Origin of the sequence: Paenibacillus sp. BC26 (assembly GCF_900116125.1) — a bacterium.
Lineage (GTDB): Bacteria > Bacillota > Bacilli > Paenibacillales > Paenibacillaceae > Paenibacillus_Z > Paenibacillus_Z lignilyticus.
Window position 1 is genome coordinate 361,170 of record NZ_FPAD01000003.1, and the last position, 19,592, is coordinate 380,761.

22 protein-coding genes are annotated in these 19,592 nt (G+C 52.0%); 18 read left to right on the forward strand and 4 right to left on the reverse strand.

Features of this window, described 5'->3' with window-relative positions; translation table 11 throughout:
- Positions 1 to 134: 134 nt before the first annotated feature.
- The 14 genes from BM412_RS22650 to BM412_RS22715 all read left to right on the forward strand — a co-directional run bounded on the left by BM412_RS22650 (position 135) and on the right by BM412_RS22715 (position 12,886).
- Positions 135 to 746: an N-acetylmuramoyl-L-alanine amidase family protein gene (locus tag BM412_RS22650; protein ID WP_091223938.1), complete on the forward strand. Its 612-nt coding sequence runs from the start codon at positions 135 to 137 to the stop codon at positions 744 to 746.
- A gap of 17 nt (positions 747 to 763) precedes the next feature.
- Complete coding sequence (locus tag BM412_RS22655; RefSeq protein ID WP_091223536.1) at positions 764 to 1,639, forward strand: carbohydrate ABC transporter permease; 876 nt, start codon at positions 764 to 766, stop codon at positions 1,637 to 1,639.
- Positions 1,640 to 1,651: 12 nt separating this feature from the next.
- A complete protein-coding gene (locus BM412_RS22660) occupies positions 1,652 to 2,530 on the forward strand; it encodes a carbohydrate ABC transporter permease (RefSeq protein ID WP_091223538.1) in 879 nt (292 codons plus the stop codon).
- Between the two features lie 13 nt (positions 2,531 to 2,543).
- Positions 2,544 to 3,653, forward strand: a complete 1,110-nt coding sequence (locus BM412_RS22665) for an efflux RND transporter periplasmic adaptor subunit (RefSeq protein ID WP_177246025.1) — start codon at positions 2,544 to 2,546, stop codon at positions 3,651 to 3,653.
- 25 nt (positions 3,654 to 3,678) lie between these two features.
- Positions 3,679 to 5,127 carry an ABC transporter substrate-binding protein gene (locus BM412_RS22670; protein ID WP_091223542.1) on the forward strand — a complete coding sequence of 483 codons (1,449 nt, stop codon included), beginning with the start codon at positions 3,679 to 3,681 and terminating at the stop codon, positions 5,125 to 5,127.
- A 78-nt stretch (positions 5,128 to 5,205) separates the two neighbouring features.
- Positions 5,206 to 6,306, forward strand: a complete 1,101-nt coding sequence (locus BM412_RS22675; RefSeq protein WP_091223544.1) for an ABC transporter ATP-binding protein — start codon at positions 5,206 to 5,208, stop codon at positions 6,304 to 6,306.
- Complete coding sequence (locus tag BM412_RS22680; RefSeq protein ID WP_091223546.1) at positions 6,303 to 7,160, forward strand: ABC transporter permease; 858 nt, start codon at positions 6,303 to 6,305, stop codon at positions 7,158 to 7,160. Before BM412_RS22675 ends, BM412_RS22680 begins: the two co-directional genes overlap by 4 nt.
- The gene (locus BM412_RS22685; protein WP_091223548.1) at positions 7,157 to 7,981 is read left to right on the forward strand and encodes an ABC transporter permease; all 825 of its coding nucleotides are present in this window, start codon (positions 7,157 to 7,159) and stop codon (positions 7,979 to 7,981) included. Before BM412_RS22680 ends, BM412_RS22685 begins: the two co-directional genes overlap by 4 nt.
- Positions 7,978 to 9,051 (forward strand): ABC transporter substrate-binding protein, encoded by a 1,074-nt coding sequence (locus BM412_RS22690; RefSeq protein WP_091223550.1) that lies wholly within the window; start codon positions 7,978 to 7,980, stop codon positions 9,049 to 9,051. Before BM412_RS22685 ends, BM412_RS22690 begins: the two co-directional genes overlap by 4 nt.
- An 84-nt stretch (positions 9,052 to 9,135) precedes the next feature.
- Positions 9,136 to 9,615: a hypothetical protein gene (locus BM412_RS22695; RefSeq protein ID WP_091223552.1), complete on the forward strand. Its 480-nt coding sequence runs from the start codon at positions 9,136 to 9,138 to the stop codon at positions 9,613 to 9,615.
- A gap of 56 nt (positions 9,616 to 9,671) precedes the next feature.
- Positions 9,672 to 10,205: a GNAT family N-acetyltransferase gene (locus BM412_RS22700; protein WP_091223554.1), complete on the forward strand. Its 534-nt coding sequence runs from the start codon at positions 9,672 to 9,674 to the stop codon at positions 10,203 to 10,205.
- A 105-nt stretch (positions 10,206 to 10,310) separates the two neighbouring features.
- Complete coding sequence (locus tag BM412_RS22705; protein WP_305728724.1) at positions 10,311 to 11,288, forward strand: ABC transporter ATP-binding protein; 978 nt, start codon at positions 10,311 to 10,313, stop codon at positions 11,286 to 11,288.
- Positions 11,285 to 12,094 carry an ABC transporter permease gene (locus BM412_RS22710; RefSeq protein WP_371264849.1) on the forward strand — a complete coding sequence of 270 codons (810 nt, stop codon included), beginning with the start codon at positions 11,285 to 11,287 and terminating at the stop codon, positions 12,092 to 12,094. The genes BM412_RS22705 and BM412_RS22710 overlap by 4 nt, the downstream gene beginning before the upstream one ends.
- A 9-nt stretch (positions 12,095 to 12,103) precedes the next feature.
- Positions 12,104 to 12,886 carry an ABC transporter permease gene (locus BM412_RS22715; RefSeq protein WP_091223558.1) on the forward strand — a complete coding sequence of 261 codons (783 nt, stop codon included), beginning with the start codon at positions 12,104 to 12,106 and terminating at the stop codon, positions 12,884 to 12,886.
- Positions 12,887 to 12,984: 98 nt separating this feature from the next.
- Here BM412_RS22715 and BM412_RS22720 read toward each other — a convergent pair whose 3' ends face one another.
- The 3 genes from BM412_RS22720 to BM412_RS22730 form a co-directional block, all read right to left on the reverse strand.
- Positions 12,985 to 13,719 carry an MOSC domain-containing protein gene (locus BM412_RS22720; RefSeq protein ID WP_256256527.1) on the reverse strand — a complete coding sequence of 245 codons (735 nt, stop codon included), beginning with the start codon at positions 13,717 to 13,719 and terminating at the stop codon, positions 12,985 to 12,987.
- A 166-nt stretch (positions 13,720 to 13,885) separates the two neighbouring features.
- Positions 13,886 to 14,242 (reverse strand): YmaF family protein, encoded by a 357-nt coding sequence (locus tag BM412_RS22725; RefSeq protein WP_091223563.1) that lies wholly within the window; start codon positions 14,240 to 14,242, stop codon positions 13,886 to 13,888.
- A 99-nt stretch (positions 14,243 to 14,341) separates the two neighbouring features.
- The gene (locus tag BM412_RS22730) at positions 14,342 to 14,665 is read right to left on the reverse strand and encodes a hypothetical protein (protein ID WP_091223565.1); all 324 of its coding nucleotides are present in this window, start codon (positions 14,663 to 14,665) and stop codon (positions 14,342 to 14,344) included.
- A gap of 36 nt (positions 14,666 to 14,701) precedes the next feature.
- Here BM412_RS22730 and BM412_RS22735 point away from each other — a divergent pair, with 36 nt between their 5' ends.
- The 4 genes from BM412_RS22735 (at position 14,702) to BM412_RS22750 (ending at position 18,608) form a co-directional block, all read left to right on the forward strand.
- Positions 14,702 to 15,679, forward strand: a complete 978-nt coding sequence (locus tag BM412_RS22735; RefSeq protein ID WP_371264850.1) for a sugar phosphate isomerase/epimerase — start codon at positions 14,702 to 14,704, stop codon at positions 15,677 to 15,679.
- Between the two features lie 137 nt (positions 15,680 to 15,816).
- Positions 15,817 to 17,313 (forward strand): alpha-N-arabinofuranosidase, encoded by a 1,497-nt coding sequence (locus BM412_RS22740; RefSeq protein WP_091223569.1) that lies wholly within the window; start codon positions 15,817 to 15,819, stop codon positions 17,311 to 17,313.
- A gap of 5 nt (positions 17,314 to 17,318) precedes the next feature.
- Entirely contained in the window at positions 17,319 to 17,594 is a 276-nt protein-coding gene (locus tag BM412_RS22745) for a DUF6171 family protein (RefSeq protein WP_256256528.1), read from the forward strand.
- A 159-nt stretch (positions 17,595 to 17,753) separates the two neighbouring features.
- On the forward strand, positions 17,754 to 18,608 hold the full coding sequence (locus tag BM412_RS22750) for a protein phosphatase 2C domain-containing protein (protein ID WP_091223573.1): 855 nt from the start codon (positions 17,754 to 17,756) through the stop codon (positions 18,606 to 18,608).
- A gap of 40 nt (positions 18,609 to 18,648) precedes the next feature.
- Here the strand turns inward: BM412_RS22750 and BM412_RS22755 are convergent, their stop codons facing one another.
- A complete protein-coding gene (locus BM412_RS22755) occupies positions 18,649 to 19,521 on the reverse strand; it encodes an SDR family oxidoreductase (protein ID WP_091223575.1) in 873 nt (290 codons plus the stop codon).
- Between the last annotated feature and the right edge of the window lie 71 nt (positions 19,522 to 19,592).

Sequence of the window (19,592 nt, forward strand, 5' to 3'; positions counted from 1 at the left end):
GGCTCGATTTCTACTTCATACGCTGCTATTACAATCAACCTATGAAAACAACAACCACCACCAGGTATTTAGCCATAGCCGTTGTCGGAGTTATCTTGTCCGCCAGTCTCTTCCAAATCAAATCCGAAGGAGCAATGAAGTCGAAATCAAGTCCCGGCAAACCAGCGACCACGACGGAAACGGGAACAAGCAAAGCTGCAAATTTGCCTTTAAGCGGTAAAACGATCGTTCTCGATCCCGGCCATGGCGGCAAGGATGTCGGTTCCACCGGCGGAGCGGGAACGTACGAGAAAGACGTTACGCTGCTTACAGCGCTAAAGGTAAAAGAGAAATTAGCCGGGCAAGGTGCGACCGTCGTGATGACGCGGGATAGCGATACGACGATCTCGCTGAAAGGGAGAACGCAAGTCGCGCAAACCGAAAATGCGGACATGTTCATCAGCATCCACTTTGATGCTTTTCAGACCCGCGATGTGTACGGGATGACGACGTACTACAATAAACCGGATGATCGGAAGATCGCCGAGAACATTCATGAGCAGCTCTTTAAGCAGGACATGCATACGAAGGACAGAGGCGTTCAGTTCGGCGATTATCACGTGATCCGCGAGAACGCGAAGCCGGCCGTTCTGTTAGAGCTCGGCTACATTTCGAATAAGAACGAAGAAGCGAGAATGAAAACCGAGCCGTTTCAAGAGCAAGTATCGACTGCCATCGCGAATGGCGTAATCGAAAGTCTGCGTTAATGGGCGGGGGACAACTAATGGCGCTGTATCGCAAAGTCATGCGAAGGCACAGTGTCGTTGCCATTTTGTTTCTTGCCCCCAGCGCGCTCGGATTTATGGTCTTTTACTTGATTCCTTTTACGATGGGCCTTTATTACTCTTATATGGATCGAACGACCGGCGGTTCATTCGTCGGTCTCGCCAATTACAAGGAACTGCTGGCGAGCGATTCTTTCCTTAAAGCAGCCAAGAATACGTTTCTGTTTACATCAATCAGTGTTCCGATCACGATCGCTATATCCCTGCTGCTGGCGTTGCTGTTGAATCAAAGCATCTATTTCCGCAATTGGCTCAGAACCGCTTATGTTCTTCCGCTTGTCGTGCCCGTCGCATCCGTTGTCCTGATTTGGCAAGTTCTGTTCGACTGGAACGGAGCGGTGAATAGCTGGCTGCACGAATTAAGCCTGTCCCGAATGGATTGGATGAAGTCGGAGTGGGCCAGAGGCGTGATCTCCGTCGTCTATGCTTGGAAAAACATCGGGTACAACATCATCTTGTTTTTGGCCGGCCTGCAGAGTATCCCGCGGGATTATTATGAGACAGCTGAGCTTGAAGGAGCGGGCGCTATCCATAAGTTTAGCCGAATCACGCTTATCTATTTAACGCCGACAATGTTTTTCGTCATCTTAATGGGGCTCATCAGCTCGTTTCGGATCTTCAGGGAAACGTATCTGATCGCTGGCGATTATCCGCACGACAGCATTTATATGCTGCAGCATTACATGAACAACATGTTCTTGTCGCTGGATATTCAGAAGCTGACGTCCGCCGCCGCTTTGATGGTGATTTGCCTGGTTGCGTTGGTATCAGGGTTGTTCGCGCTGGAGCGCCGCTTTACTCATTTCTTAGATTGATGGGGAGAAACAATGAAACTAAAAGCTTCTTTTACCAGGGGCGCAATCACGCTTCCGCTAGCGTTGGTCGCGATCCTGATGCTGCTGCCGATTATCGTGTCCTTCACCAATTCGCTCATGACGGAGGATGAAATCGGCTCCAACTATGATTTGATCGGAAAAATGACTTCTGCGGCAAATGGCGGTAAGGACGCATTCGTTCATTTGAAGCTCATACCCGACTGGGTTTCGTTCGAACAGTACGGGAAAGTGCTGATTGCGACGCCAACCTATTTGAACCTTTTTTGGAACTCTGTTTACATGGTCGGGCTCATTATTGCAGGACAGGTTATCGTGGGCGCTCTTGCGGCCTATGCCTTCGCGAAGCTCCGCTTTAGAGGGAGGGACAGGATATTCTTCGTCTACCTCATGGCCATGTTAATGCCGTTTCAAGTGACGCTGGTACCGAACTATATCATTGCCGATAAGCTAGGTCTTCTGAACAGTGCAAGTGCCATTATTCTGCCCGGCATCTTCGGAGCATTCGGCGTGTTCATGCTAAGGCAGTTCATGCTGTCGATCCCGAGTGCTTATGTGGAAGCCGCCAATATGGATGGGGCCGGCCATTTACGCATCTTTTGTCAAATCATCGTTCCGCTTATCAAACCGGGCTTCGCGGCGCTCGTCGTTCTTTTGTTTGTCGATTATTGGAACATGGTCGAGCAACCGCTCATTTTTCTGGAGGACGACTTCAAGCAGCCGCTGTCGGTATATCTCTCCGTTGTTCAGCAAGAGGCTAGAGGCGTAGGCTTCGCGGCATCCGTCTTCTATATGCTGCCGATGGTGCTGTTATTTATGAATGCGGAAACTTATTTCATCGAGGGCGTTCAAATGTCCGGCATTAAAGGGTAGGAGGATACACCAAGTGGAAAGGCGAGATACCGAGCAAGTGAATACGGGCAGGAAGAAAAAGGTTCGACTGCTTGCCGCCTTGTTTGTCGGCGGATTAATTGCGCTTACCCTGTTCAGCAATACGCTGCAAACGATGAATTTAACGAAAGTGTGGACTACGAGCGGACGGCAAGAGGAGCTTGTTCAGAGTTATACCGGAAGCGGCATTTTGGAGCCGGTTATGGAAGCTTCGTTATTGAACAAGGCGGGTTGGACCGTGAAAACCGTCAAGGTCGAAGCGGGGGAAGCCGTGAAGCAGGGACAGACGCTAGTCGTTTATGAAAGCAGGGAAGCGGAGAACCGTTATTTAGATGCTAAATCGCAACTGGAGCAGCACCAATTATCCATTCAAGGCTTGCAGGATCAATACGTTGCAGCCGCATCAAGCGGCGATGCGGTCCAGTTACGCAGCGCGAAGCGGGATCTGCAGAGCGCACGTTTGACGCTGGAGATGCAGCAGCGAAATCTGGACAGTATGAAAGCGGAATTGGTTAGCAATCGAGAGCTGAGGGCGCCGTTCGCCGGCATCGTGACGAAAGTAAGTGCCGTGGATGGAATGGCTTCTGCCAGCGCCGGTCCCGATGTTCAACTCGCTTCCTCCAGTCAAGGCTATCATATGCTTGTACAGGTGCCAGCTAACATTAGCGAGCATTTGAAGATCGGCCAGAAACTGGATGTCCATGTCGGTCAAGCGGAGAGCGAGAAGACAATGGAGGGGATTATTGAGGGGATGGAAAACAAGGAGTCCCAGATGAACGTCGAGGTTGCCGTGCGGAATGACTCGCTCCGTGGCAATGAACAAGCGCGTCTTGACTTTCGTTTTGTTTCTGCCGACACGGGTGGAATCCTGGTTCCAAACGGCGCCATTCATAAGGAAGGCGCAGAAACGTATATTTACGTCGTCGAGGAGCGCAAAGGCCCGCTCGGGGATACAAGCCATGTCAGCAAGGCATTGGTTGAAATCGGCCATTCGAACGAGTCCGATACGGTCGTGCTTCAAGGGATTTTTCCGGACGCGCCCATTATCCTGGAAAGCAGCGAACCCGTCGCCGATGGAGCTCGGGTTCGCGTAATGACTCATTAATACGGAACAAATCAGGAAAGCGGGAATGAAGATGAAAAGAGTTCTGATTGTAATCATTAGCTGTATCATGATGTTTGGATTATCGGCATGCGATGGTAGAAATAGCACGAATAACCTTTCCGGCAAGTCATCACAATCCTCAGCGCAAGAAACTCCCAAAAATACAAGCAATGAATCAAACGCCGCAGCGAATGCTGGAGCTGACGCTGCCCCACAGGGTCTGGAGCCGCTGGACGATAAACCGAAAACCATTGTCGTCTCGATACTTGCCGCTAACGACATCTATAAGCTGGCGAAAGAGAAATACGAAGCGCTGCACCCGAATACGACGATCGAGTTAAAAGAATTTACTTCAGGCGCTATGATGAGCGCTTCCGAAGTCGAGAAATATATCAAATCGACGACTACGGAAGTTTTGTCCGGCAAGGGAGCGGATCTATTCGCGTTTACGACTGTCGACTTGCCCATCGATAAGTACGTGAATAAAGGTGCGTTCGAAAACATGGACGAGTGGATCAGTCGGGATACCGGTTTCGATCAGAAACAATACTACATGAACATTATGGATGGTTCCAAAATGAATGGCGGTCTGTATATTATGCCCGTTGAATTCTACTTGGAAGCTTTGTACGGAGATGCGGATGGGCTTAAGAAGGCCGGCGTTCCGGACATCGACGATAAGAACTGGACATGGAGCCGGTTCGCGGAGATCAGCAAACAGTTGGCAGACAAGAACGGACATACCTATTCCATGAATTTTTTGCCGCCTGAGGCGATGATCAATAATCTCGTATCTGATAACTATAATCGGTTGATCGATGGAGCAAACGGCAAGGCATCGTTCGATTCTCCCTTCTTTACAGAATTACTGACAGATGTGAAGGAGATGTACGATGAGAAGGAGTTAAGCGGTGACGCGGCGGAGTTCACAAAAAGCTACTTATACTATTCATTAATGACTTCCCCAAGCGATTATCTCTTACGACTTGGCTTGTATTTTAAAGACGGAAAGGTTTATCAAAAGCCGCATGCCGCAGATCAAAAATCGGGCATATCGTTTCTGGTGACGAATCAAATCGCCATGAACGCCAATTCAGAGGTGAAGAGGGACGCTTGGGAGTTTATGAAGTTCCTGCTGTCTGAGGAGATGCAATCTTATCCGAAACTGCCGGGATCTTCGGGGTTCTCGATGAATAAAGCGGTTAATGAAAAGGCAATCGAAGACGTGAAGGTAAATGGTATTGATAAGGCGGTAGGCGGCAAAGGCGGCGGCATAAAAGTCGAAGCAACAGAGGAGAATCTACAGGCTCTGCAGGACATGCTTTCCGAAGCCAGCTTAAGAAATATAGGCTATGAAACGACAGTCCAGAAAATCATTGCGGAGGAAGTCAAAGCGTTCTTCAAAGGACAGAAAACTGCCGATGCAGTCGCTAAACTGATACAGAATCGGGTTACGACCTATTTGAATGAATAAAAACCTCTTCATGTGATCGTATCGTTTGGTTATACTATCCAATAGAAGATATGATCACATGAAGGAGGGAGCGCCACAATGAATGTACAACCTGCGAGCGAAGCCATCATTTCATTCCAAGGCGTAACCAAGCAGTACGAGGGCGACCCCGCCGTGCTCAAGGACGTCAGCTTCGAGATTGAGCGGGGCAAGTTCTATACGCTGCTCGGTCCGTCGGGCTGCGGTAAAACGACGATTCTGCGTTTGATTGCCGGATTTACGGAGCCTACGAAAGGCAAGATTTATTTTAACGGGAAAGTTATTAATCATATCCCTGCAAATAAACGCCAAGTGAACACCGTCTTCCAGGATTACGCGCTGTTCCCGCATCTGAATGTGTTCGAGAACATCGCATTTGGCCTGCGCATTAAGAAAATGAAACAGTCCGAAATCAAGGAGAAGGTGCTCGAGGCGCTCCGTTTCGTCAATTTAGTCGGCTACGAGAACCGTGAAATTACGGAGATGTCGGGCGGTCAGCGGCAGCGGGTAGCCATAGCGCGAGCTATTGTGAATCGTCCCGAAATCATCTTGTTGGACGAGCCTCTCTCTGCGCTTGATCTTAAGCTTCGTACCGAAATGCAGGTGGAGCTGCGCGAGCTGCAGCGGCGCCTCGGCATTACGTTCATCTTCGTTACGCATGATCAAGAGGAAGCGCTCGCGATGTCGGATGAGATCTTCGTGCTTAGCGAGGGGGTAATCCAGCAAAGCGGCACGCCGATGGACATCTACGATGAGCCGATCAATCGGTTCGTCGCCGATTTTATTGGGGAATCAAACATTGTAGCAGGCAGAATGACGCAGGATTTCCTAGTTGAGTTCGCGGGAAAATCGTTCGTCTGCGTCGATCAGGGACTGCAGCCCAATGAGCCGGTCGATATCGTCATCCGTCCGGAGGATTTGGAGATTACCCGTCCGGAAGATGGCAAGCTGCAGGTTAAAGTAGAGGCGCAGTTGTTCCGCGGCGTTCATTTTGAAATTCAGTGCATCGATGACGCCGGGAATAAGTGGCTCGTTCACTCGACGCGCAAAGCGGATGTCGGCGTATCCATCGGGCTGACCTTCGACCCGGAAGCCATTCACGTCATGCGCTTCAACGAGACCGAGGAAGAGTTCGACAGAAGGCTGGAAGCCTACTCATGAGGAATGCAGCGCACGCCCAAGTAAACGCTCCAATCCAAACGCGTTCACGGTCTCGCAATATGTATCTCGTTCCGTACTTGCTGTGGATGCTGCTGTTCGTTGTTGCGCCGATCGTATTGATTGTCTACGATTCGCTGTTTGATGTAGAAGGCAATTTCACCTTCTCCAACTATGCTCATTTCTTCACGCCGGTCTATATGAAGATGACGTTCAGCTCGTTCTGGTACGCCTTCTTAATTACGTTCTTCTCCTTGCTGATCGGTTATCCGGCTGCCTATCTGTTGACCCGGACCAAACATAAACAGTTATGGCTGCTGCTCATTATATTGCCTAGCTGGATCAATTTATTACTGAAGACATATGCGTTTATCGGCCTGTTCGGTACGTATGGAGCCGTCAATGCGATCCTTGAACTGATCGGGATCGGGAATCGGCAAATCTTGTTTACGGATTTCAGCTTTATTTTCGTATCCGTCTATATCTTCATTCCGTTCATGATTCTGCCCGTATTCAATGCGCTTGAGGAGCTGAACCCGTCGCTGGTGGATGCCTCTCGCGATCTTGGCGCATCGACATGGACGACCTTCCGCCGGGTGATCTTCCCGCTTACGTTAAGCGGCGTGAAATCCGGCTGTCAGGCTGTGTTCATTCCCGCGCTGTCGCTCTTCATGATTACGCGGCTTATTGCGGGCAACCGGGTCATTACGCTCGGAACGGCCATTGAACAGCATTTTCTCGTCACGCAGGATTGGGGCATGGGGGCCACAATTGCTGTATTTCTCATTATCGCGATGGTGATCATTATGATCGTAACCGGCAATCGCAACAGAAGCAGGAGGTCGGTCGAACGATGAACCGAAAACTGAAGCTGTCGAATGTTTATCTCTGGCTCATCTTCGTTATTTTATATGCACCGATCTTTTACCTGTCCTACTACTCGTTTAACAGCGGGGGGACGATGCACGGCTTTGACGGATTTACGCTGGATTGGTACAGGGAAGTGTTTGCCGATACGCGTCTGCTCATCATCCTGCTCAATACGCTTGTCATCGCGCTGCTCAGCGCCGTTATTTCCACGATACTCGGTGTTATCGGCGCTATCGCCATTCACCGGCTTCGCAAACGGAAGAATCAGAATGCGCTGCTGTCGCTCAACAATGTGCTCATCGTCAGTCCGGACGTGATTATCGGGGCGTCCTTCTTAATCCTGTTTACGATACTCGGCATTAAGCTGGGCTTTGCCTCTGTGCTCATCTCTCACATCGCGTTCAGCGTACCGATCGTCGTCATCATGGTGCTGCCGAAGCTGGAGGAAATGAGCTCATCGCTGCTGGATGCCGCTCGCGACCTTGGAGCAACCGAGTGGGATGTGCTGTCGAAGGTTGTATTGCCGTTCATCAAGTCCGGCATATTCGCCGGGTTCTTCATGGCTTTGACCTACTCGCTTGATGATTTCGCGGTAACTTTCTTCGTCACGGGTAACGGATTCACGACATTATCGGTGGAGATCTACTCTAGGGCGCGACAAGGTGTCTCCTTGTCTATCAATGCGCTGTCGACGCTGATCTTCGTCTTCACGATGCTGCTTGTCGTCGGCTACTATTTCATCAACCGACGCGGGCAAGCGTCGGGGCGCGGCGATCGCCGCACGGATTGGGGGCTTCCTAACAAATGAAATCGCTCGTTCGGATGCTGCTCGTCGTGCTTGTGCTCGCTTTTGCTTTAATGTACGGCGCTTCGGCGCTTAATTCGTCGCAGGGCTACTCCGGCGACGATACGCTTACGATCTACAACTGGGGCGATTATATCGACCCGGATCTGGTGGCGGCTTTCGAAGAGGAGACCGGCATTAAAGTCATCTACCAGACCTTCGATTCCAACGAAGCGATGATGACGAAGATCGAACAAGGCGGCACAACCTTCGATATCAGCGTGCCCTCCGAATATGCCATCAGCAAAATGAAAGAAGAAGACCTTCTGCTGCCGATCGATAAGTCGAAGCTGCCGAATTTGAAGTATATAAACCCGCGGTTCATGAATCTCTCGTTTGATCCGGACAATGCCTATTCCATCCCTTATTTCTGGGGAACGGTCGGGATTGTGTACAACACGGAGCTGCTGAAGGGGATGGATTTCAAGAGCTGGGATGATCTGTGGGATCCTAGCCTGCGCAATCAAATTCTACTGGTGGACGGGGCGCGGGAAGTCATCGGCTTCGGGCTGAACAGTCTGCATTATTCGCTTAACGACACGAACGAGGACCACCTGCAGGAAGCGAAAGCGAAGCTGGAAGAACTGACGCCGAATGTGAAAGCCATCGTGGGCGACGAAATCAAGCTGCTGCTGGCCAATGAGGAAGCGGCGGTTGGCGTCGTGTGGTCCGGCGATGCTTCGGAGATTATCGGCGAGAATGAGAAGCTCACTTATGTCGTGCCGGAGGAAGGCTCGAACCTGTGGTTCGATAATATGGTCATTCCGAAGACCGCAAGGAATATCGAAGGCGCCCATCAGTTTATCAACTTCATGCTGGACCCTGAGCATGCCGCGCAGAATGCGGAGTATGTGGGCTATTCGACGCCAAACGAGAAGGCCATGGCGTTCCTTCCCGAAGAGATCTCCTCGGATGAGCGCTTCTATCCGAAGCCGGAGCTTACGGCCAAGCTGGAGGTCTACAAGAATTTGGGCAAAAAAATGCTTTCCCACTACAACGAGCTGTTCCTGGAATTCAAGATGCACCGGAAGTAGCCGCAAAAACCAGCGGAAGTCCCTCTCGTCTAACGGCTCGTCTACATATTCTGTAGTGTACGAGCTAAGAAGGAGGGACTTATTATGAGCGTACAAGTGCTTGACATGAAAGTGAGTGTGCCCAGATACGGACAAGGCCCAGGCGTGCCGATTCCCGTTGGGTTTATCTCGACCGCGCCGACGGACAACAAGTACGATATTGCGCCCGGTTATTTTCAGGCGGATGTCGGTATATACGCGGACCCGCTGCCACCTAACAATCGAATCGTATTAAATGCCGTCATTGGCGTGATCGGGACATCCGCGAACGGCCAAATTATCGTGAAGCTGTTCAAGTCGCTGGATCCCGTCGAAATCGGCGTGGAAATCGCGGATACACGGATCGGTTTTGAATCAAATGCCGAGGCTTATTATACGATCGGGCTTCAAATCGCCGATTTCAACGCGACCAGCCGGTTCAACGTGTACAACCTTACCGCGGAGCTGGAGCCGATCGAGAAAGCCGGCGCGTCTGTAATCGGGCCGATCTCCCTTACAGGCGTGGCATACGGCCCGGTGCTTTAAAATCAAAATGGAAGTCCGTTCGCAGCTGCGAGCGGGCTTTCTTGAGGAGGTACGAGATGATTTATTTGGAGACGGCGAGATTGCGATTGCGCGATTGGGAAGAAGCGGATTTGGCGCCTTTTGCAGAGATGAATGCGGACGAAGAGGTGATGAGGTATTTTCCGAAACCCTTATCGGCGGATGAAACGAAGGTGTTTTACAACAACATCGTGTCTGAGTTTGCGGAGTGCGGATTTGGGTTATACGCCGTGGAAGTGAAAGAGACGAATAGGTTTATCGGATTTATCGGCTTCCACCATGCGACATTCGAATCGGATTTTACACCTTGTATCGAGATTGGTTGGCGGCTGAAGAAGGAAGCTTGGGGCAAAGGGTATGCGACCGAGGGAGCTGCAGCCTGCCTGGATTATGGTTTTAATGGGCTGGGGTTCAGCGACGTTTACAGTTTCACGGCCGACATGAATAAACCATCGAGTCAGGTTATGGTCAAAATCGGCATGAATTTTATGAAGCATTTCAATCACCCCAGAGTGGAAGCAGGCAGTCCGTTATGCAAGCATGTCCTCTATCACATCTCCGTTTCGCGCTGATGGACAACGCTCTTACATATTTCTGTTGACAATTTTAACCACGTAATGATACTATCTTCTCCCTGTCGCTTTTCTAAAATCTTCAATTTCTGGAGGTATCGGTACGTGATAACCGTAGACGGAATCAGTAAGACATTCCTGGTCGCCAAGCGGCAATCAGGTGTTGGTCATGCGCTCAAATCGTTGTTCCATCGAGAATACACGGCCGTTGAAGCGTTGCAAAATATTTCGTTCCACATCCCTCCGGGAGAAATCGTCGGTTACATCGGACCTAACGGGGCCGGAAAATCGACAACGATCAAGATCATGAGCGGCATCCTCGTACCTGACCGCGGCACCTGCGTCATTAAGGGCTTTACCCCGTGGGAAGATCGGGTCAAGTATGTGAAGAACATCGGCGTCGTATTCGGACAGCGCTCGCAGCTGTGGTGGGATGTCCCGGTGATGGAGTCGTTTGATCTGCTGCGCGACATCTACAACGTCCCGCAAGCGCAGTACCGGGAGACGCTTACGCTGCTCATCGAAACGCTGGACTTGGCAACCATTCTGTACACACCGGTCCGGCAGCTCAGTTTGGGGCAGCGAATGCGCTGCGAAATAGCCGCCTCGCTGCTGCACAGTCCGAGCATCCTCTTCTTGGATGAGCCGACGATCGGGCTCGATGCCGTCTCGAAGATTGCGGTGCGCCAATTCATTAAGACGATCAACAAAGAGAAGGGCGTAACCGTCATTCTGACCACGCACGACATGAACGATATCGAAGCGTTGGCCAGCCGGATACTGCTGATCGGCAAAGGCACGCTGCTCTACGACGGCAATGTGCAAGGGCTTCGCAGTCGATTCGGCACGAAACGAACGATAACCGCCGATTATCAGGAGAACAGCCGCCCCATTGCGATTCCCGGCGTATCGCTCCTCTCTTGGACACCGGAGCGGGCGATCCTCAGCGTAGATACGGAGCAGGTGATGATCTCGGAAGCGATCGCGCAGCTGTCCGCGCAGGTTGAACTGCTGGACGTGGCGATCGAAACGCAGCCGATTGAAGACATTATCGTGCAGATGTATAAGGAGTACCAGCTATGATGAGGGCCTACATGTCCGTATTCAAGCTGCGAATCAGCACCGGGCTGCAATATCGAGCGGCAGCGCTGGCCGGCATCGGCACGCAATTTTTCTTCGGGTTTATGTTCATTATGATTTTCGAAGCGTTCTACGCGCATTCCACCGGGCAAGAACCTCCTATGACACTTTCCCAAGTGATCACCTACACCTGGCTGAGGCAAGCCTTTCTCGCTTTGGTGATGTTATGGCTGCGAGATAACGAGCTGTTCTCGCTCATCAAGAGCGGCAACATCGCTTATGAATTGTGCAGGCCCAGCAGCATTTACAACTTCTGGTACGCCAAGCTGCTTGCACAACGATTGTCGAGCGCGCTGTTAAGATGTTCTCCTATTCTGTTAGTCACGGTTTTTCTGCCTAGGCCTTATCGGCTTGAGCTTCCTCCGGATTGGCTTACCTTTCTTATCTTCCTTGCAGTGTTGGCAGTTAGTATGCTGATGGTCGTTGCCCTCTCAATGCTTATCTACATATCGGTGTTTATCACCATGTCTCCGGGCGGCTCTCTGTTGATCTTTAGCGTGTTCGGAGATTTTCTGGCGGGGATGATTGTGCCGATACCGCTTATGCCGGGGTGGATGCAGGATATTGTCTATTTGCTGCCGTTCCACTGGACGGTAGACTTCCCATTCCGTGTCTTTACGGGAGATATCGATAAGCTGGATGCTCTGCAGGGCCTTGCGATGCAAGCGGCTTGGTTGGTCGCGTTAGTCGTATTCGGCAAATTCACCATGAACCGCTCGCTCCGGCGCGTGGTTGTGCAGGGAGGGTGAGGAGGCGTTATGAGCTTATATTTGAAATATATGAAAATCATCCTAAAATCGGAGCTGCAGTACCGAGCATCCTTCCTGCTTCTAACGCTGGGGCAATGTTTGACCCCGTTTGCGACGTTTGCCGGCGTGTACTTTATGTTTGAGCGTTTCGGCCAGCTGAAAGGCTGGAGCTTCTACGAGGTCGTGCTCTGTTTTGCCGTGACGCAAATGGCGTTCTCGTTCACGGAATGCTTCGGACGAGGGTTTGATACGTTCTCCACGCTGGTCGTGAGCGGAGACTTCGACCGGTTGCTGGTTCGCCCCCGTGGGACGGTCATTCAAGTATTCGGCTCTCGGTTCGAATTCGCCCGGATAGGCCGACTGCTGCTTAGTGCTGTCGTATTAATCTGGGCCGCAGGCAATATAGAAGTGGATTGGACGCTGCTTAAGGGGATCACATTAGTATTGATGGTGGTGAGCGGGATCGTAATCTTCACGGGGATCTTTATCCTCGCTGCTTCGGTCAGCTTCTGGACGGTACAGGGGCTGGAGATTGCCAATATCTTCACCGACGGCGGACGTGAAATGACGCAGTACCCGCTGAATATCTATCACAAATGGGTGAAGCGCTTATTCACCTTCGTCATCCCTTTCGGCTGCGTGAACTACCTGCCGCTGCTGTACATTCTGGGCAGAGAAGGCGGCAATCACCCGCTATACGCGATGGTGCCGCTGGCGGGATTCCTGTTCCTTGTTCCTTGCTTACTCGTCTGGCGAGTAGGCGTAAGGCATTATCGGTCGACGGGGTCTTAGGCGAGCATGAGAGTATCCATCGATAAAAAAAGCCCATGAACGGTACCTGCTACCGCTCATGGGCATTTCCATGCAATTCGAGGCAAGAACGGTACCGATTACCGTTCCAAATATACCGGATCCCCAACCTGCACCTGTCCGGCTTGCTTCACCGAAGCATAGACACCGAAGTTGAGCTTCAACCGCTCATTCACCGTACGCAGCAGCGAAGCATCACGCTCAAGCGTCTCGGGGTCGATCGTAATCAACGAGCAGCGATCGCAGAATAGATCCACTTGCAGCTGCGCGCTTCCAACCGACAGCTGCTTACTTAGCCATTCGTACTCATCCGGCGCATTGTCGTCCAAGGTCACGAGCAGATTCGCCCGGAAACGGAGCGGGTCGAGCGGTTTTCCCCACATCGCTTCGAGCTTGCGAAGCGAGGAGTCCGTAATAATGAGGATGCTGGCGGCATCGACGGCTAGCAGATCGAGCGACTCCGGCGTATGTGCGAGCAGGCTCAGCTTCTGCTTGGAGTAGGGTTGAATTTCCTGCAGCAGGGCATCGTCCCATTGCATGGAACGGCCATCCGGCGCCGTAATACGCAATCCGGCAAAATGGTCCGTTGTTTCCGCACCAGCCTCCAATGAGGCTCTATAGTGCAGCATCGCAGGCGCGGTTCTGGCCGTGAAATATTGATCCCAGCCCTCCTTCGTCTCATCGATGAAGGCATGCGAGCGATCCCCATACAAGCCGTAGTTCTCGATACGGCTGCTTTGGAGCGCTTCTCCGCCTAAGGATTTGACGGGAAAGCGATTGATTGCGGTAATGGTTCCAATACGAGTTTGCGTCACGGAAGGGCCTCTTTTCATCAAGCGTTAGTTAGGTATGCCATATGTATTCCCAATTGTGTCCATTATAGACTGGCGCGAGGATTCTGTCACAAAACCTGCAGCTCCACGAGCATAACAAAAGCTGCCCCAGACGTTATAGTCAGACGATTGGGACAGCCTAATCGATTTATTTGAGCGGTGCATCTATTAAGGTGGCAAAGTTAAAGCGATGAACGTGACCATCAGCCAGAGTCGTTCTTCCCAATACAAAATGAACATGTTTGCCGTTTCCGACGGGAATTGCCGGGCCGGTCGTGATCTTCTTTAACTTGTGGAAATGGCCGAAGAAATCGGTTCTCGTCAAATCGATCTCATGCACGTGACTGTCTCCGGATTTAATCGCTTGACCGGTTACGCCTGCGAATCGATGGTTGTGGCGATCGTCGCCTTCTTCCGCTAATTTGGTGCTGCCCTCGAATTCATGGTCATGCCTTTGTGCACGCCTGCAGGTCGCTGCTCTCTTAAAGGTTCGTTTCCTCTGCATGTGTTTCGCCTCCCTTGGTAAGGTGACTTCTCCACATGCTATTAATTTAGGCGGCCGGAGGTGTTGGGCATCTACAGTTATACAGCGGTGTAGCAGTGGTTACCCGAAAGGAGGCGGAAACACAGGGAAATCGGGACTGACGTTAAACGTAATATTATACTCATTTGCATCCCAAGTTATCAGCTTGCCGGTCATGACGTCGAAGTCTGCGAATATATTAGCAAACGTGAACAGCTGACCGCCTAGGAGTTCAACCGTGCGAAGCACGTAAAGCTGTTGCGCGGAAGGGCCATCTGACGAATTCAGTGCAAACGACACCTCAAGCCGCAAACTAACAGGATCGGTGCCATAGTTGAACACGCGCACGTCGAAGGTTTGAAAGAGCCGATCCTCATTTTCAACAATAAACGGAATGATAGCCATGTTTATCACCTACTTACTTGTTTAATAGAATAGTATATGAGAATAAACAGCGGAAAGTTCGGACAAGTGTTCGAACAGCAGGCGGGAGAGGGGAAGAGGATGCGGCACAATTTCTTGATTGGGCAATATGGGGGCTTTAATGAGGCGAAATACCGGAGAGATTTTGGCGAGGGATTCTATGGGATAGAGGCTTGCTTATTTCAACAGGAGTCCGACATCGAAAGGCTCCGGCTGCAGTCGAAACAAGATGACTTCCGAATCGGTGTTCATTTCCCGCTGCGAGCAGGAAGCTCACGTGTACGGGACGCGCTGTTCCTGGCAAAGGACGAAGCCGTGAGGCAGCAAGCCTTCGCGCGGGTGCAACAAGAGCTTGATTACCTGACAACCGCGATTCAGCCGAGCTATGTGTTATTCCATTATCCCAAACCCGTTATTTTAGATGATCGGGTGAACTGGGGACGGTGGCATTTTGAGGATCCCAGTGAATATGTTTTCGAGTCCGATTACCCTATAGAGCTGCTTCAGGAGAGAAGCGAAGTGTTGTTTGAATGGCTGGCTCGTATAGGGCAGGAGTACAAATTCGTACCGGTGCTTGAGCTTGATGCGCTGAACAGATATGCGACGACGAAGCGGGATGTTTTGGAGCGGCTGCTCATGAAGCACAACACCATCAAGCTTTGTCTGGATACGGCGAGGCTGTACATACAGGAGAGGATAGATCCGTACTTCGATGCCAGAGCCGTCATTGAGCGGTATGCCGGCTTTGCGGAGTTGATTCATTTGTCCACATTGCGCATAGAGGAGAGCGGTGAACGCAAGCAAACACGCTATCCGGTCTTGCCCCATCTGGATCCAAGCGAGGGCTGGGCGCCGATCGAGGACTATATGCGAATCATTGGCAGGCATAATCCGAACGTGAAAATCATGTTCGAGCATCGATCGGAACAAGTGAGCGATGAAGAACTGGCAGCTTGCTACAGCTGGGTAGAGGAACTGCTGCGAGGCGCTCTCTAACCGAATAATAAAATACATTGAAATGCGGAGCGTCTTATTGTTTAATGGAACTAAGATGAATTGTTATTTTGTTACTTGATTAATATTTATATTAATCCATCTAAATCCGAATTCATAACAAGGAGATGTCTATCCGCATGACGAACCGCACTGTCATCAACGCAGACCGCAGCAAGGGCAGCATTAACCGCAATATTTACGGCCATTTCTCCGAGCATTTGGGCCGCTGTATTTATGAAGGCATTTGGGTGGGCGAGGATTCGGATATTCCCAATACGCAGGGGATTCGCAATGATGTCTTGGAAGCGCTTCGCAAATTAAACCTGCCTGTGCTGCGCTGGCCGGGCGGTTGTTTTGCCGATGAATACCACTGGAGAGACGGCATTGGACCGCGGGAGACGCGTAAACGGATGATCAACACGCACTGGGGCGGCGTTGTGGAGAACAACCATTTCGGCACGCATGAGTTCCTTCTGCTCTGCGAGCTGCTTGGCTGCGAGCCTTATATCAATGGCAACGTAGGCAGCGGGACGGTCCAGGAGATGCAGGAGTGGGTCGAGTACATGACGTTCGACGGGGAGTCGCCGATGGCCAATGAACGGCAGGCCAACGGACGCGAGGAGCCTTGGAAGGTCAGTTACTTCGGCGTCGGCAACGAGAATTGGGGCTGCGGCGGCAACATGCGTCCGGAATATTATGCGGATCTCTACAGACGCTACCAGACTTACGTGCGTAACTACGGGGATAACAAAATCTTCCGCATCGCATGCGGCGCCAGCGATTTCGATTACAATTGGACGGAGGTGCTGATGCGGGAAGCGGCTCGTTTCATGGACGGTTTGACGCTCCATTATTATACGATTCCGTTCAACTGGCAGCAGAAGGGTTCCGCCACCGATTTCGAAACATCGGAATGGTTCGAAACGCTGCGCAAAGCGCTGGTGATGGACGAGCTCGTTCAGAAGCACAGCACCATTATGGATAAGTACGACCCGCAGAAACGGATCAGTCTCATCGTGGATGAGTGGGGCACTTGGTACGATGTGGAGCCGGGCACGAACCCGGGATTCCTCTATCAGCAAAATACGATGCGCGACGCGCTTGTAGCCGCAGCCACGCTGCATATTTTCCACAATCACTGTGACCGGGTGCGGATGGCGAACATCGCTCAGACCGTCAATGTGCTGCAAGCCGTCATTCTGACGGAAGGCGCGCGGATGACGGTTACGCCGACTTACCACGTCTTCGATATGTTCCAAGTTCACCATGACGCAGAAGCGCTCGATATCCATCATCAAGCGGCTTCCTACAGTCTGAACGGAGCTTCGATTCCGCAGACAAGCGTGTCCGCCTCGCGAGGCAAGGATGGGGTAATCCATGTCAGTCTATGCAATCTGAGCCATGATGAGCCGGCGGAAATTACACTGGAGCTGAGAGGTCTGACGCAGCAAACCATCGGCGCTCTGTCGCTAAGCGGAACATTGCTGCAAGGCAATGCATTGAACGCTCATAATACGGTGGAGCAGCCGGGAGAGGTTAGCCCTTCGGAGCTGACGTCTATTGAGCAGCATGAAGACGGCACGATTCGCGTGACGCTGCCGCCTGCTTCAGTAGCGGTGCTTCGTGCAGGCTAATGCGCATGGGGGCTGAAACGCAGAGACAGGAAGGGTGCAAGGGCTGCAGTGCATCCGTGCATGTGGAGGAAGCGCAGCTGCAGCGGATTCTGAGCAAGCTGGCGATGCACCCCGGCGACTGTGTCTCGGACGCGCAGTATGAGGACAGACTCTCGAAATGTGAAGGGTGCTCCTCGCTTCAATATGGCACAACCTGCGCGCACTGCGGCTGCTTCGTGAAGGTTCGCGCGAAGCTTGCGGCGAAGGGATGTCCGCATCCAAGCGGTTCGAGATGGTTATAGCAAGAGAAAGACCCGAGTCGGCTCGAGCAGAGCCGGTTCGGGTCTTCTTTGTCCATCACGCTGAAATCGGTTTGCCTTTATCCGGCGTCTGTCATATGCTAAAATCTACTACCTGCTAATAGAGGAAAGAATCCCTATCAATGGAGAGGTGGAACGATTATGGAACTCACTTCAGTATCGGTAAAAGGGGTTAGCCCCTGGAATGAGGATGCGATTATTCGCAATGAAGATCTCCGGCTGTTCGGCGTTATTGATGGAGCGACTTCACTAGTCCCTTACAAGGGACCCGGTGGAGAAAGCGGCGGCTACTTAGCTGCTCAGCTGGTGGCTCGGACATGCAATGAAGCTACAGCTGCAGAGGGAAATTCAGATATGCTGATGAGCCTGCTCTCTCGTGCCAATACAGCGCTGCGAGCCGCTATGGTAGATGCGGGCATATCGCCGGAGAAGAAGGAAGCTGTATGGAATGCATGTGCTGCATTGGTGCGCGTTCAGCCCAAATGGATTGATTTTGCCCAATTAGGCGACTGTATGCTGGCTGTCTATTACACGGACGGTTCCATACGTATTGTTACGAACGATCAATTGGCGCATGTGGATGATCGGACCAAAGCGGTATGGGCACAAGGCGTCGCGGAAGGACTGACAACGCGCGAAGCGCTGTGGGAATACAGCAAGCCGGTTATTATAGCGGGACGCGAAGTGGCTAACACGCTTGGCGGCTACGGCGTTATTAACGGTGATCCGGCATTCGGCGATTATGCGGAGTTCGGCCGAATCAGCCGGACGAATGTGAAGTCGCTGCTGCTCTTTACCGATGGGCTCTATATTCCGAAGCCGCCGGGAGAGCCGGACAAGGACAGCACGGTAGAGATTGCGTCGCTTGTCCGCGAAATGGGCCTGCCCCGTTATATCGAGTGGCTGACGGAGCTCGAAGAGTCCGACCCGGATTGCACCCGCTTCCCGCGCGTGAAGAAATCCGATGATAAAACTGCGCTCTGGATCGACTTGTAACAGCTGCGACATCGATTGCCAAATCGACTAGAAGCCTTGACTAGAAGCCGTGCTCTGCGGCGTAGCGGCCCCAGTGCGGCCGACTGCCATCCGCATCTGCAAAGCCGTATTCCTCGGACAGGTCCCATGAGGTCAAAGCTTGGCCGCTTCGGGCCAGCACATTGGGATCGGATGCGAGTGCGGCAGCAGCTTGACCGACGAGAGCGGGGGTTTCCGATTGAAGAAAATGAGGGTCCTGAGCAGCAGCATCCCGCCAATTGCTCTCCTGCACGCCGAAGTGATCCAGCATCGCCTCGGAACGAAGGAAGCCCGGCGTTAAAGCAACCGCGGCGATGTTATGCGGGCGGAGGTCAGCTGCCATCGCTTGCGCAAGATGGATGACGGAGATCTTAGCTAAACTATAGTAGAGATTGCCGCGGTATCGGTAGTCGTAGCCGTCGGTAATTTCGATGATGAGTCCGCCGGAGCCATGTGCAATCATCAGCGGTGCAGCATAGTAGCTGGCTATCATATGCGTGTGGACACCGCGCTGCTGAATGAGCAGGCCGTTGTGCAGCGAATGCTCCCAGAACGGCTCATGCCATACCGTAAGGGGATCGCCGCCCCATATATCATTCACTTGAATGTCCAGCCGGCCTTGCTGCTCCTCGGCTACACGAGCATAGAGAGTTCTGACATCATCCTCTATCGTATAATCGCAGCGGACGGGTATGCCTTGGCCGCCGGCCGCGGTGACAAGCTCTGCCGTTTCTTCAATGGTTTCGCTGCGCCCCATGTCGGACAAGCTTCCTCGGACGCTGCGTCCGGTGACATAAACGGTTGCGCCTGCACGACCGAGCGCAATCGCGATACCGCGACCCGCGCCTCTTGTCGCTCCTGCGACGACGGCTATTTTTCCATCAAGCGGTTTCATTTGACGATCTTCTCCTTTAAGGGGGCTGGTTGTGTTGCGTGACAGTATTCAGTCTACCCGATCTTGACTGA

Coding starts and splice junctions, on each gene's coding strand:
- BM412_RS22650 (WP_091223938.1), top strand. CDS start 135: ATGAAGTCGAAATCAAGTCCCGGCAAACCAGCGACCACGACGGAAACG.
- BM412_RS22655 (WP_091223536.1), top strand. CDS start 764: ATGGCGCTGTATCGCAAAGTCATGCGAAGGCACAGTGTCGTTGCCATT.
- BM412_RS22660 (WP_091223538.1), top strand. CDS start 1,652: ATGAAACTAAAAGCTTCTTTTACCAGGGGCGCAATCACGCTTCCGCTA.
- BM412_RS22670 (WP_091223542.1), top strand. CDS start 3,679: ATGAAGATGAAAAGAGTTCTGATTGTAATCATTAGCTGTATCATGATG.
- BM412_RS22675 (WP_091223544.1), top strand. CDS start 5,206: ATGAATGTACAACCTGCGAGCGAAGCCATCATTTCATTCCAAGGCGTA.
- BM412_RS22680 (WP_091223546.1), top strand. CDS start 6,303: ATGAGGAATGCAGCGCACGCCCAAGTAAACGCTCCAATCCAAACGCGT.
- BM412_RS22685 (WP_091223548.1), top strand. CDS start 7,157: ATGAACCGAAAACTGAAGCTGTCGAATGTTTATCTCTGGCTCATCTTC.
- BM412_RS22690 (WP_091223550.1), top strand. CDS start 7,978: ATGAAATCGCTCGTTCGGATGCTGCTCGTCGTGCTTGTGCTCGCTTTT.
- BM412_RS22695 (WP_091223552.1), top strand. CDS start 9,136: ATGAGCGTACAAGTGCTTGACATGAAAGTGAGTGTGCCCAGATACGGA.
- BM412_RS22700 (WP_091223554.1), top strand. CDS start 9,672: ATGATTTATTTGGAGACGGCGAGATTGCGATTGCGCGATTGGGAAGAA.
- BM412_RS22710 (WP_371264849.1), top strand. CDS start 11,285: ATGATGAGGGCCTACATGTCCGTATTCAAGCTGCGAATCAGCACCGGG.
- BM412_RS22715 (WP_091223558.1), top strand. CDS start 12,104: ATGAGCTTATATTTGAAATATATGAAAATCATCCTAAAATCGGAGCTG.
- BM412_RS22725 (WP_091223563.1), bottom strand. CDS start 14,242: ATGCAGAGGAAACGAACCTTTAAGAGAGCAGCGACCTGCAGGCGTGCA.
- BM412_RS22730 (WP_091223565.1), bottom strand. CDS start 14,665: ATGGCTATCATTCCGTTTATTGTTGAAAATGAGGATCGGCTCTTTCAA.
- BM412_RS22735 (WP_371264850.1), top strand. CDS start 14,702: ATGAGAATAAACAGCGGAAAGTTCGGACAAGTGTTCGAACAGCAGGCG.
- BM412_RS22740 (WP_091223569.1), top strand. CDS start 15,817: ATGACGAACCGCACTGTCATCAACGCAGACCGCAGCAAGGGCAGCATT.
- BM412_RS22745 (WP_256256528.1), top strand. CDS start 17,319: ATGGGGGCTGAAACGCAGAGACAGGAAGGGTGCAAGGGCTGCAGTGCA.
- BM412_RS22750 (WP_091223573.1), top strand. CDS start 17,754: ATGGAACTCACTTCAGTATCGGTAAAAGGGGTTAGCCCCTGGAATGAG.
- BM412_RS22755 (WP_091223575.1), bottom strand. CDS start 19,521: ATGAAACCGCTTGATGGAAAAATAGCCGTCGTCGCAGGAGCGACAAGA.